The sequence below is a fragment of the Halostagnicola larsenii XH-48 genome (assembly GCF_000517625.1).
Taxonomy (GTDB): Archaea; Halobacteriota; Halobacteria; order Halobacteriales; family Natrialbaceae; genus Halostagnicola; species Halostagnicola larsenii.
Genome location: NZ_CP007055.1, coordinates 1 through 12,547 on the forward strand (window position 1 = coordinate 1; position 12,547 = coordinate 12,547).

Genomic DNA, 12,547 nt, shown 5'->3' on the forward strand with positions numbered 1-12,547 from the left:
GCAAACGGTTTTCTACGCTTGCCCGTCGGTGACTCTCGAGAGCAGCTACGATCGTCTGTTTCGTCCGATGTTGGCCTCTCGATCGACCCCTCGTTCACCGTGCCCTGATATATTATAATAATTTGGTAGCTTAGGAAAGATATATTTTATTTGCTATTAAGGCGTCGCAGTACTCACTCAAAAGCGACAAACTCAGATTATGGGTATTATGTATCTGTATGGTTTTTCTCTAGTGGTTATCTGGGAGATATTCTATGAACTTGACTCCCTTGGCATTGTTTTCACATCATCCTTGGCATATGGTAAATATACAGTTATATACTCATTATGTGGGGTATTTTCTAATTATTCGACTATATTCACACTATTCTGGGAATGCGAAAATTGACTAACGAACATCTCTACTTGCTAAGAATGGAAAATAGACAAGCTAGGTAGATATATTGGAATTTGCCATATTGGCACAACTCTTGGTCGGCGCCTAGCCGCCGATATAGGTCTCGACGAATTTGTCCGACTCGAGGCTATCCGGCGTTCCAGAGCGCCGGACGGAACCGTTCTCGAGGAGGTAGAGCCGATCGGCGTGTTCGAGCGCGAACGTGATGTTCTGTTCGCAGATGAGGATCTCGACGGACAGTTCCTGAATGGACTCGAGCGCCTCGCTGATGTCCTGCAGGATGACCGGCGCGAGTCCGATCGACGGCTCGTCGAGGATGAGAAACTCGGGATCGCTCATCAGCCCCCGTCCGAGCGAGAGCATCTGCTTCTCGCCGCCGCTCAGCGACTGGGTTTCCTGTGATCGTCGCTCCTCGAGTCGCGGGAAGAGATCGAAGACCTCCTCGAGTCGTTTTTCTTCGCCCTCACCGTTCAGGTACGAGCCGAGTCGAAGGTTCTGCTCGACGCTCATGAAGTCGAACAGGTCCCGACGCTCGGTACAGTAGAACAGTCCGTTTTCTATCAGTTCCGGCGTCGACGTATCGGCGACTTCCGTCCCGTTGAACCGCACCGAGCCGTCGTACTCGTGAAATCCGCCGATCGTGTCGACCAGCGTCGATTTCCCCGCGCCGTTTGGCCCGATCACCGCGACGGTCTCACCGCTTCGGACGTCGATATCCACGTCCTCGAGCGCCTGTACCTTCCCGTACGAGACCGAGAGGTCCTCGACCGAGAGAACGGTATCGGCTTGCAGCTCCGGCGCGCTCATAGCTCGCCCCCGAGGTAGGCTTCCTGGACGGTCGGATCGTTTCGAATCTCGTCGGGGGTCCCTTCGGCGATCTTTTCGCCGAACGAGATCACGACGACTCTGTCCACCAGATCCAGGAGTCCGTGCATGTTGTGGTCGATAACGATCAACGTCATTCCGTCCTCGCGAAGCGATCGAAACAGCGTCGCCGTCCGATCGACCTCTTCGGGCGTGAGCCCGGCGAACGGTTCGTCGACCAACAGGAGATCGGGTTCCGTTCCGAGCGCCCGGCCGACCTCGAGTCGCAACAATCCGGCGTGCGGGAGTTCGTCCGGCATCTGATGCATGTATTCGGTCAGACCGACCTGTTGGCAGATCTCCCTGGCTCGATCTTCCACGTCGGTCCGGAACTCGCTGAACGAAAACAGCTTGTTCGGAACCATCGACAGCGAGACGTTCTCGAGAACGGTTCGATCCTCGAGCGGTCGGAAGGTCTGGTACGTTCGGGCCAGTCCCCTCTCGACGAGCGCGTACTGGGGAACTCCGGTAATATCTTCGCCCTGATAGTAGACCGTGCCGTCGGTGGGCGGAAACGCTCCCGACACGCAGTTGAAGGTCGTCGATTTGCCGGCCCCGTTCGGGCCGATAAACCCCAGGATCTCCCCGTCGTGGACCGAAAACGAAAGATCGTCGACGGCGACGACGCCGCCGAAGCGCTTGGTCACGTTCTCGAGGCGGAGAACGTCGTCCGTGCGTGCTGTGCCATCGACCGATTGCGTAGCGTGTGAACTCATTGGTGGCTCCGTGTTAGGTGGTTGGGTTCGCGCGTCGATCCCGCAACTCGAGGATCTTGCGACTCAGGTCGGACAGTCCCGGAATTATCCCTTTCGGCAGGAAGAACAGGACGAGTAACGCGAGCGTGAAGAACAGCACCATCGAGACGTGACTGAACGTCGTTTGCAGGATATCTCGAACGAAGTAGTAGACGATACCGACCGCTGCGGGGCCGGTGATCGTTCCCATGCCGCCGAGGATGCTGATCAGCACGACTTCGATGCTGACGACGACCAGTAACAGGGAGCCGGGCGACGGACTTCCGACCGGGGTGTGGACGAATGCCGCCCCGGCGAATCCACCGACCGCACCGCTCATCGTGAAGGCGAACACTTTGAATTTCGCCGGGTTGATTCCGGAGGCCAGAACCGCGTCTTCGTCCTCTCGAATCGCGGTGAAGATGTCGCCGACGTAGGATCGAGTGAACACGTAAAAAAGCGCGTAAATCCCCAGGAACAGCATGAGGCTGATATAGAAGTATACAAACACTTCCTGATCGAACGGCCTTCTGAACCCGATCATCGTGAGGATCGATGCGGCCGTATCGCCGACGGAAATCAGGTTTTCAGGGCTTCGAAGGCCCGCTTCGCCTCCGAGAACGTCCGGAAAGATGTTGGTGATTTGCACGAGTATAAGCGGAATAATCAGCGTGATGAGCGCGAGATACGGCCCCCGAAGCCGAAGCGCCGGGAAACCGACGACGATTCCGAACAGCGCCGCCACCGCAGTCCCCATACCGATCGCGAGCGCGGGAGTGACGCCGTGTTGCAGATTTGCGATCGCCGCCGTGTATCCCCCTGCCGCGAAGAACATGCTGTGTCCGAAACTCAACTGCCCGGTGTACCCCGAGACGTAGTCCCAACTCATCGCGAACATGCCGAGAAACAACGCTCCCGTGAGCTGTCGTAGCGTGAGCACGTCGAGTAAAAACGGTGCAAACGCCAACCCTCCCAGACAGATGATACCCACTACGTGCCGTGGTTCGAAATCTAAACGTGTCATGTCATCACTTACCCTCTCGTTAGAGAACTTTCGACATAGTATTTATACTTTATCATCCACCCAACTCCCCCACCTCTGCGGGTGTGTTACCAACACACTTATTTAGGATGATGCGTATCTCAGCTATTATGCGTGATAACGCAACACAGGGTATCGACAGACGTCGGTTTGTCGGAATGGTCGGTGCAGGTGCAACGATGTCCGTCGCTGGCTGTCTTGGTGGGACAGATAGCAGCGGCGGAAGCGACGGTGTCCAGATCGGTCTCCTCGCGTTCGAACCCGGGAGCGCCCCGCAGGGAACCGCACAGAAACAGGCCGCCCAGATGGCAGTCGACGAACTCAACGACGACGGCGGGTTACTCGGCGAGGACATCCAACTTCACGTCGCGAACTATCAGGGGGACACGACGACCGCAGAGAATCGCTACCTCGAGTTCGTCGTCGAGGACGGCGTCGACATGACCGCCGGCGTGTTCCGGACGGAGGTGATGCTCGATCTCATGGACAACATCGCCGAACACCAGGTCGTTCACATCAGCGGTGGAAACACTTCGCCAGAGGTCTCGCAATTCCTCGCCGACGATTACGACCAGTACAAGTACCACTTTCGCCCCTACGGAAACGCGGTCATCTGGGTGGAGTCGGTCGCGGAGTTTGCCGGTTACATGCACGAAGAGGAGGGATGGGACACGGTCGGCATCCTCAACGAGGAGTTCGAGTGGACGCAGCCGTTCTCGGACGATCTCCCCGGATTGCTCGAAGACCAGGGAATCGATGTCCCGTACAACGAGCGCTATCCCGGTGATACGGATAACTTCACGCCGCTTTTCGACAGCCTCGAGTCCGAAGGCGTCGACGCCGTGTTGATGAGTATGGCCCACACCGCCGGGCCCGCACAGATTCAGTGGCGCGACGAGGAACGCGACTTCGCCATCGCGGGGCTGATCTCGCAGATCAACGATCCGGGCGCACACGAAGCCTTCGACGGGGCGACCGAGTTCGCGATGAGTAACACGCCCGGCGTCCACAAGGCGGAACTCTCCGACCAGACGACGTCGTTCGCGGAGGACTACTACGACGAGTACGGCGTCTATCCGAACGATGCCTTCGCCTATGCCACCTACGACGGGATCAAGATGTGGGCGGAAGTCGTCGCACAGGAGGAGACGACCGATTCCGAGACGATCGTCCCCGCGCTCGCCTCACATACCTACGAGGGAACGCGCGGAACGATCGAGTTCAACGGCGAGGACAGCGAGTTCCCCCACGACGCCGTGTTCGGAGAAGACCGCCTCCGCCGAGTCAACTTCCAGTGGCAGGTCGACGACGATGGCGAGGGCGTTCAGGAAGTAATTTACCCCGATGACCTGGCAACGTCCGACTACCAGGAGCCAGAGTGGTTCTGACGCATGGTAGACTTCGTCGGTATCGCAGCGAACACGCTCATCCTCGGTTCGCTGTACGCGCTCATCGCGATCGGGTTCACGCTGGTGTTCGGCGTCGCGGGACAGGCGAACCTCGCCCACGGCGGAACCATTACGATCGGTGCGTTCACCGCCTGGTACGTTTCCGGACTGGGATACAGCGTCTGGATCGGGTTGCTCGCAGCAACCGTCACCGGTGCGCTCTTTCACATCGTTCTGCATAGTTTGTTGGTCAAGCACACGGAGGACCCGGTCAACGTCCTGATCATCACGCTGCTGTCCTGGCTGATCATCGAGTACTCTTTCCGGGCAATGGTCGGGACCAGTCCGCGATCGGTCCCGTCCATGCTCGAGGGGAGTACGTCCATCGGCGGCGTCTCGTTTCTCTATAACAACCTGTTGATCTTCGTCGTCTCGTGGCTGTTCATCATCGGGCTGTTCGTGTTCATCAATCACACGAAGGTCGGCCAGGCGATCATCGCGACGGGAATGAACGAGAAGGGGGCGGCACTGGTCGGTATCGACACCGACAAGATCACGCTCATGGTCTGGGCGCTCGCGGGTATCCTCGCGGGATCGGCCGGCGTTCTCTACGGGACCTTTCGCGCCGCCTCCTACGACATGGGGATGACGCCGCTGGTGCTTGCGTTCGCCATCGTCATCCTCGGCGGCATCGGTTCCATCCGCGGCAGCATCCTCGCCGCGTACATCATCGGTTTTCTCGAGGTGTTCACCACGTCCGCCATTTCGCCGCGGCTGAGCGGCATGACGGCGCTGATTCTGATCATCCTCGTGTTGCTCTACAAGCCGACTGGCCTGTACGGTCGGGAACTTCCCACCTGAACCGTCGGTTTTCCCGATCTGTTCTCGAGCCGATCGACTGCCTCGTTCGTGACCATTTTAACGAGTACCCTCGAGCACGCTGGTATTGTGCGAGTCACCTTTTCCTCCACCCGGCCAGTAGCTATATTTTCGCCCTCTGTGAACACGTTCGACAATGACTGGCAGACGTCTGTTGCTCCCGGACCACCTCGACTCCCGCGACGAAGCGGGCGATGAATCGATCGACGCCGTGCGAGCGGAACGTGATTTCTGGCAAACGCTCTTCGAGGGACTGGTCGAGGAGTTTCCGGAGCCGATCCTCGTCGTCAACGACGACGGTGCCATTACCCACTGGAACGACGAGAGCGCAGAGCTAACCGGCGTTGCCCACGAGAACGCACTCGGCGAGCAGGCGCTTGACGTGATCGGAACGGACGGCGTCGAGGAAACGTTGGCCGAGGAGATCGCCCGGACGGGCGAGGCGATTCAGGAGTCGGAGATCCGATCCGGCGGCCCGCCGGACGATCAGTGGCACATCCGCACGGCCGGGGTCCCGCTCCGGACGCCCGAGGGCGATTCGATCGGCGCGTTCGAGTACATCACGATCGTGACGGAGCTGGTCGAACAACGCGACGAACTCGAGGCCGTCCAGACGGCCATTAGCGACATCGTCGACGGCGCTGTCGACGAGCTACTCAGTGCCGCAGAGACGAACGCGGGGACGACCGACGACGTCGACGATCTGGCCGCAACGCAGGTCCGGAACCTCGCGGAGGTACGCAACGAGATGGAGTCGCTGTCGGCGACCGTCGAGGAGATCTCCGCCAGCGCCGAAGAGGTCAGCAGCCAGAGCCAGACCGCCGCCGAACTGGCCGACGAATCGAAGGACGCGACCGCCGATATCGTCTCGATCATCGACGACGTTCGCGACGCGACAGATACGCTTTCTGCGACGACCCAGACCTTAGAACAGCGGATGAAAGAGATCGACAAAGTGGTCGACGTGATCGATCGGATCGCCGACGAAACGAATCTACTGGCGGTCAACGCAAACATTCAGGCCGCACAGGTCGACTCCGGCGCTGCGGGATTCGCCGTCGTCGCAGACGAAGTCAAAGCGCTCGCCGACCAGTCCAAAGGCGAGGTCGAAACGATCGAGGACATCGTCGAGGAGGTCAGCCGGAATACGACCGAAACGATCGATAACGTCGGGACGACGATCGACCGCGTCGACGACGCCATCGAGCGGGCCCGGACGGTCGACGACAAACAGTCGGAGATCAGAGCCGCGGTCGAGGAAGCGACCACAGGAATCGATCAGATCGCCGATGCGACCGACGACCAGGCCGCGACCGCACAGGAGGTAACGACGATGCTCGGCAACTCGCTCGAGCAGATCGAAGCCGTCGCCGACGAAATCGAGACGCTCGCGGAAACGAACGACCGGCAGGCCGCGAAGGTTCGCGAAGTCAGAGACGAGGTCCGCGACCTCGAGTCGGATCTGTAATCGGTCGCGGTTCGTCGAACGGGAGAACTGAATTAGATGCGCCGACGGCGACAGGTCGTCGCTTACTCCTCGAGGGGCAGTCCGTCGTACTCCTCGTCGAAGTCGTCGCGGAGCGCTTTCTTGTTGAATTTCCCGGTCGTCGTCTTCGGAATCTGCTCTACGAAGACGATCTTATCCGGCATCCACCACTTGGGATAGCGCTCGCGGAGGTGGGTCCGCAGTTCGTCGGCGGTCACGTCGTCCGTGGACGGAACGACGTAGGCGACCGGCCGTTCGTCCCACTTCTCGTGTTCGACGCTGATGACCGTCGCCTCCTCGACCGCGTCGTGGGCCATCAGTTCGTTCTCGAGTTCGATCGAGGAGATCCACTCCCCGCCGCTCTTGATGATGTCGTCGAGTCGGTCGACGACCTCGAGGTAGCCGTACTCGTCGATCGTGCCGACGTCGCCGCTTTTGAACCAGCCGTCGTCGGTGAACGATTCGGCCGTAGCTTCAGGGCGTTTGTAGTACTCGTCGATGAGCCAGGGTGCGCGGGCCTGGATCTCGCCGGAGGATTCCCCGTCGTGGGGGACCTCCTCGCCGCTTTGATCGCGCAGGCGGATCTGGACGCCGGGGGCGGGGATGCCGGGTTTCATCTGCTGTTGGTACCGGCCGCTCTCGTCGAGTTCCTCCTTGACCTCGGTGGTCGTCATGGTGTTCACGAGGTTCGGGGCGGCCTCGGTCATCCCGTAGCCCTGGTAGATCGGCGCGCCGATCTCCTTGTCGAATTTCTCCATGAGCCACTCGGGTGGCGAACTGCCGCCGGTCAGGACCCGGTCGAGGCTCTCGAGTTCGATGTCGTCGCGCTCGTCGTAGAAACTGGCCATCTCGCGCCAGACCGTCGGGACGGCGGCGGTGATGGTGACGCCCTCCCGATCGATCAGTTCGGCGATCTGCTCGGAGTCGGTCTTCGGTCCGGGCAACACGAGCTTCGAGCCACACAGCGTCGCGGTGTAGGGGAGCCCCCAGCCATTGACGTGGTACATCGGCACGACGGGCATGACGACATCGTTTTCGCTGATTTTGAACACGTCGATGTGACTGTGGGTCAGCGTGTGCAGGTAGATGTTCCGGTGGGTGTAAGCGACGCCCTTCGGGAGCCCGGTCGTCCCGGAGGTATAACAGATGCCCGCCTCCCGTTCCTCGTCGATATCCGGCCACTCGTAGTCGGTCTCGTGGCCGGAGAGGAGGTCTTCGTAGGACTGTATCGGCTCGAGGTCCGTCTCCGGCACCTCGTCGTCGAGGACGACGTAGTGCTCGACGGTCTCGAACTGATCAGCGACGTTCTCGACGGTCTCTACGAACGCCGGATCGACGAAGACGACCTCGTCTTCGGCCTCGTTGACGATCTCGACGATGTGCTCGTCGGGGAGCATGTGGTTCGTCATGTGGATGCTCCGACCGCTACAGGACAGGCCGAAGTAGAGTTCGTAGTGGCGGTGGTGGTTGATCGCCATCACCGACGCCCGACTGCCCATCTCGAGGCCGAGTTCGTCGAGCGCGTTCGCGAGCTGAGCCATTCGATCCGCCGCCTCGTCGTAGGTGTATCGATGAGTCGTTCCGTCCGCTTCCTCCGAGACGATCTCCTTGTGACCGAACTGGGAGACCGCCCGATCGAGCATGACCTGCAGCGTGAGTTCGTAGTCTTTCATTGGGTTTCACCTCGCGGGACGAACCGATAAAAGACCCGCTCCCTGCCGGTCCCGTCGTCGATGTCGACGATCTTCAGCGAGACCGGATCGCCGATCTCGAGATCGTCGTACCGGGCGTCGTCGATCCGCGCCGAGAGCTTGACCGCGCCCAGATCGACAATGGCGACGACGAACGGCGACGTGTCGTGATAGCCGAGCGGCGTGCCGCCGCGGGACTCGCTGAACGCGAACAGCTCGCCCTCGTGAGGCAAGTCGACGTACTCGAGGTCGTCGCCGGTACACTCCGGACAGACGATCCGCGGGGGATAGTGCGTCTCCCCGCAGTCGCGACAGCGGGTCGTCGTGAGCCTGCCGTCGTCGAGGTTCTCGTAGAACTCGTGGATCTGCGTGTGCTCCGGCGTCTGGCGCTCGTAGAAATCGAGCAGGTCGGGAAGCTCGATTTCGGCGGGGATCGATACGGTGTCTCTGGGGACCGATCCGCTCGCGTCGCTCGAGCCGGACGGATCGGTCGAATCGGTGGTGTCTTGCTGGTCTGTCATTGTGGATCACGCCCCAGCGTCATGACGCTGTGAACTGACGCGCTGCCGCTCAAGTTGTGGATGAGCCCGGTCGTGGCGTCCTCGACCTGCCGGTCGCTCGAGACGGTTCCCTGGAACTGCTGGGTGATCTCGAGGGCCTGCGAGACGCCGGTCGCCCCGAGCGGGTGGCCACAGCCGAGCAGGCCGCCGCGCGGGTTGACCGCAATATCGCCGTCGATGTGGCTTCGTCCGTCCTCGATGAACTGGCCGCCTTCGCCGCGCTCGCAGAAGCCGAGTTCCTCGTATTCGATGATCTCGCTGATCGAGAAGCAGTCGTGGACCTCGGCGACGTCGATCTCCTCGAGCGGGTCCTCGATTCCCGCCTGCTCGTAGGCGTTCTGGGAGGCCTCGCGGGCCTGTGGCCAGCCGTCGAACGAGGGCAGGTTATTGATCGAGTTGCCTGCCATCGAGGACTGGCCGCTGCCGGTGATCCAGGCGGGGGTGTCGGTGACTTCGCGAGCCTTCTCCTCGCTCATCACGATCACGCCCGAGGCACCGTCCGTAATGCCGCTGCAGTCGTAGAGATGCAGTGGCGGTGCAATTTCGGGGGACTCCTCGACGTCCTCGGGCTCGATCTCGCGCTGGAACTGCGCGAAGTCCGTCTTCGCGGCGTTCGACTTGTTCTTGGCCGCGACCTGCGAGAGCTGTTCTCGAGTCGTGCCGTGCTCGTGCATGTGTCGCTGGGCGTACCAGGCGAAAAACGGCGGCGCGGAGAGTCCGTTGACGCCGTCGAACTCCCGGTCGAGAACGTTCGACATCGAGGCCTGCATCTCGGGCATCTGCGCTTTCCCGAGGTTCATCTTCTCGACGCCGAGGACGAGTGCGGTGTCGAGTTGCCCGGCCGCAATTGCGAGCCACGCATAGCGAAGCGCGGCCTGCCCGCTCGCGCAGGCCAGCTCCGTGCGTGCGATCATCTCCGTCACGTCGATGCCGAGCAGTTCGGCGACCAGCGGCGCGACGTGCGATTGGAACGCGAACCGTTCGGGCTGGACCGCGCCGACGAACAGCCCCTCGATGTCCTCGGGACCGATATCGGGGACGGCGTCGAAGGTCGCCTTCCCGCCCTCCTGGGCGAGATCCTTCCAGCTCGCGTCGCGGTCGCCCCACGACGTTTGCCCGCCGCCGACGATCGCGACGTTGCGGGTCATCTCACTCACCCGTAAACTCCGGCTCGCGGTTCTCCCTGAACGCCGTGACGCCCTCGAGCATGTCGTCGGTTGTCGTCAGCAGGGCGAACGACTGCTTTTCCATCTCGAGCGCGGCGTCGAGGCTGGCCTCCTGTCCGTCGTTGATGACCTGCTTCGCGGCCTTGAGCGCGACCGGCGGCCCGGAGACGAGATCCGAAACCACGTCGTCGACGACGTCTTCGAACTCCTCCTCGGAGACGGCGTGGTTCAGAATGCCCCACTCCTCGGCTTCCTCGGCACCGATCTTGAGGCCGCGGAAGACCATCTCCTTGGCCCGGTTCTCGCCGACGAGCCTGACGAGCCGCTGGGTCGCGCCGCCGCCGGGGATCAGGCCGAGGTCCGTCTCGGGCGTGCCGATGGTCGAGCCCTCCTTGCCGATTCGGATGTCACAGGCCAGCGCGAGTTCGATGCCCGCGCCGAGACAGAAGCCGTCGATCTTCGCAACTGTCGGCCGATCGAACTCGTAGACGGTCGTGAACACGTCGTCGGGGTCCATGATGTCGACCGGCTCGCCGGCGGTGAAGCCGGTGATGTCCGCGCCCGAACTGAACGCCCGATCGCCAGCGCCGGAGAAGACGACGCAGCTCACCTCGTCGACGTCGACGTCGGTCAGCAGGCGGTCGATCTCGGCGAACATGTCCTCGGACATCGAGTTCAGCCGCTCCTCGCGGTCGAGGGTAATATCGAGCACGCCCTCGTCGGTGAGTTCCCAGTCGAGGTAGTGGTACGGCGGATCGGTTCGGTAGTCGTAGAACCCTTTCCCGGCGTCCTCGCCCGTGTGGCCTTCCTCGACGAGTTCGACGAGGTAGTCGGCCGGTTCGTACCGGTCGGCGTCGCTCGTTTCGCCCAACTCTTCTAACTTCTCGAGGACGGCATCGAGGCCGACGCGGTCGCCGCGCCGGCACATCCCCTCGGGGAAGCTGCCGCCGAGTCTGAGGCCGATGTCGATCGCTTCGGGCGTCGCCACGTCGTTGCCGATGAGCCACGCCGCGTTGTTGATCATCACCGCTTCGGTTCGGAGGGTGTCGAAGTCGCCGGCGTCCGTCGGGCCGTAGTCGACGCCGTCGCCGTCGTCATAGTCGTAGAAGCCCTTGCCGGTTTTCTTTCCGAGGTGCTCGTTTTCGACCTTCTCGGCGACGGCCGGCGGAACCGGCTGGTCGGAGGCGTCCCGGAAGTGATAGCCGATGTCGATGCCGCCGAAGTCGTTCAGTTCGAACGGCCCCATCGGGTAGCCCCGCTCGTAGACCATCGTCGCGTCGGCCGTCCGAATATCGGTCTCGTCGTTCGAGAGCATCCAGGCCGCCTCCTCCATGAACGGGACGAGGACGGTGTTGACGACGAAGCCGTGGACGTCCTTGCGGACGTGGATCGGCGTCTTGTCGATCGATTCGGCCCACTCGTAGGCGCGCTCGGCGTACTCCTCGCTCGTCGCTTCGCCGCGGATGACCTCGACGAGGTCCATCTTCACCGGCGGGTTGAAAAAGTGCAGTCCGACGACCTGCTCGGGCCGGTCGGTCGCCATCGCGATCTCCGAAATCGAGAGGCTCGAGGTGTTCGACGCCAGAATCGCGTGATCGGGCGCGTGCTCATCGACCGTCGAGAAAGTGTCCCGCTTGATCTCCATCTGCTCGGGAACCGCCTCGATCACGAGGTCCGCATCCGAAACCGCGTCGGCCAGATCGGTGGTGGTGTCGATCCGCTCGAGAACGGCCTCACTGGACTCGTCGATTTGGCCCTTCTCCGCGAGCTTTTCGACGCTCCATTCGATGTTCTCGTAGCCGTCTTGTACGAGGTCGTCCTCGAGATCGCGCATCGTAACCTCGTAGCCACCGATCGCGGCGACCTCCGCGATACCGTGACCCATGCTTCCTGCGCCGAGAACCGCGACTCGTCTCACTGTGTCAATCGTCATCACGTAAATCTGCGCGTTTCGCTCCCATATATCTTTGGAACCCACAGCAGCGTCGCTGACATTCCCGTCGTCCACGATCTACTTTCTACCGCGACACCCGATCCCGACCGACTCGAGGATGACAACTCGGATCGCCCACTGTAATTCGGCTGGCTCCCGTCTAATATATTCAGAAAGATAGGCAGGGCTTGCGACGGGGGTAATTCTACAGGATTGATAATGCAATAAACGCCGTGCCGGAACTTCATTACAGTCTTACGCCTGTAATGGTGGGTTCTTATCGCCGGAAAACTCGTCCAACTTGGTTGAACGATATATAATTGATGTGCCGACATATCGGACTCGGCACCGTCTATTTCCCTCGTTTCGTCGATTGCGGTCTCTGCGTCTAATATAATCGAACCACT

At 61.1% G+C, this 12,547-nt stretch carries 10 protein-coding genes; 3 read left to right on the forward strand and 7 right to left on the reverse strand.

What is annotated here, in order from left to right:
* Nucleotides 1–481: 481 nt before the first annotated feature.
* Genes HALLA_RS00005 through HALLA_RS00015 form a run of 3 tightly spaced genes read right to left on the reverse strand, consistent with a single transcriptional unit; the run spans nt 482 to nt 3,019 of the window.
* Nucleotides 482–1,204: an ABC transporter ATP-binding protein gene (locus tag HALLA_RS00005; protein WP_049951469.1), complete on the reverse strand. Its 723-nt coding sequence runs from the start codon at nt 1,202–1,204 to the stop codon at nt 482–484.
* A complete protein-coding gene (locus tag HALLA_RS00010; protein WP_049951470.1) occupies nt 1,201–1,977 on the reverse strand; it encodes an ABC transporter ATP-binding protein in 777 nt (258 codons plus the stop codon). Before HALLA_RS00010 ends, HALLA_RS00005 begins: the two co-directional genes overlap by 4 nt.
* Before the next feature lie 13 nt (nt 1,978–1,990).
* Nucleotides 1,991–3,019 carry a branched-chain amino acid ABC transporter permease gene (locus HALLA_RS00015; protein ID WP_084568859.1) on the reverse strand — a complete coding sequence of 343 codons (1,029 nt, stop codon included), beginning with the start codon at nt 3,017–3,019 and terminating at the stop codon, nt 1,991–1,993.
* A gap of 128 nt (nt 3,020–3,147) precedes the next feature.
* Here HALLA_RS00015 and HALLA_RS00020 point away from each other — a divergent pair, with 128 nt between their 5' ends.
* The 3 genes from HALLA_RS00020 to HALLA_RS00030 all read left to right on the forward strand — a co-directional run bounded on the left by HALLA_RS00020 (nt 3,148) and on the right by HALLA_RS00030 (nt 6,772).
* Nucleotides 3,148–4,425 (forward strand): ABC transporter substrate-binding protein, encoded by a 1,278-nt coding sequence (locus tag HALLA_RS00020; protein WP_169732090.1) that lies wholly within the window; start codon nt 3,148–3,150, stop codon nt 4,423–4,425.
* A 3-nt stretch (nt 4,426–4,428) separates the two neighbouring features.
* Nucleotides 4,429–5,286, forward strand: coding sequence for a branched-chain amino acid ABC transporter permease (locus HALLA_RS00025; RefSeq protein WP_049951473.1), 858 nt, complete (start codon nt 4,429–4,431; stop codon nt 5,284–5,286).
* Nucleotides 5,287–5,440: 154 nt separating this feature from the next.
* The gene (locus HALLA_RS00030) at nt 5,441–6,772 is read left to right on the forward strand and encodes a methyl-accepting chemotaxis protein (RefSeq protein ID WP_049951474.1); all 1,332 of its coding nucleotides are present in this window, start codon (nt 5,441–5,443) and stop codon (nt 6,770–6,772) included.
* Nucleotides 6,773–6,834: 62 nt separating this feature from the next.
* Here HALLA_RS00030 and HALLA_RS00035 read toward each other — a convergent pair whose 3' ends face one another.
* The 4 genes from HALLA_RS00035 to HALLA_RS00050 are packed head-to-tail and all read right to left on the reverse strand — an operon-like array spanning nt 6,835 to nt 12,140.
* Nucleotides 6,835–8,463: a long-chain fatty acid--CoA ligase gene (locus tag HALLA_RS00035; RefSeq protein ID WP_049951475.1), complete on the reverse strand. Its 1,629-nt coding sequence runs from the start codon at nt 8,461–8,463 to the stop codon at nt 6,835–6,837.
* Nucleotides 8,460–9,002, reverse strand: coding sequence for a Zn-ribbon domain-containing OB-fold protein (locus HALLA_RS00040; protein ID WP_049951476.1), 543 nt, complete (start codon nt 9,000–9,002; stop codon nt 8,460–8,462). The genes HALLA_RS00035 and HALLA_RS00040 overlap by 4 nt, the downstream gene beginning before the upstream one ends.
* On the reverse strand, nt 8,999–10,189 hold the full coding sequence (locus HALLA_RS00045; protein WP_049951477.1) for a thiolase C-terminal domain-containing protein: 1,191 nt from the start codon (nt 10,187–10,189) through the stop codon (nt 8,999–9,001). The genes HALLA_RS00040 and HALLA_RS00045 overlap by 4 nt, the downstream gene beginning before the upstream one ends.
* A 1-nt stretch (nt 10,190) precedes the next feature.
* Nucleotides 10,191–12,140, reverse strand: a complete 1,950-nt coding sequence (locus HALLA_RS00050) for a 3-hydroxyacyl-CoA dehydrogenase/enoyl-CoA hydratase family protein (RefSeq protein WP_049951478.1) — start codon at nt 12,138–12,140, stop codon at nt 10,191–10,193.
* Nucleotides 12,141–12,547 lie beyond the last annotated feature (407 nt).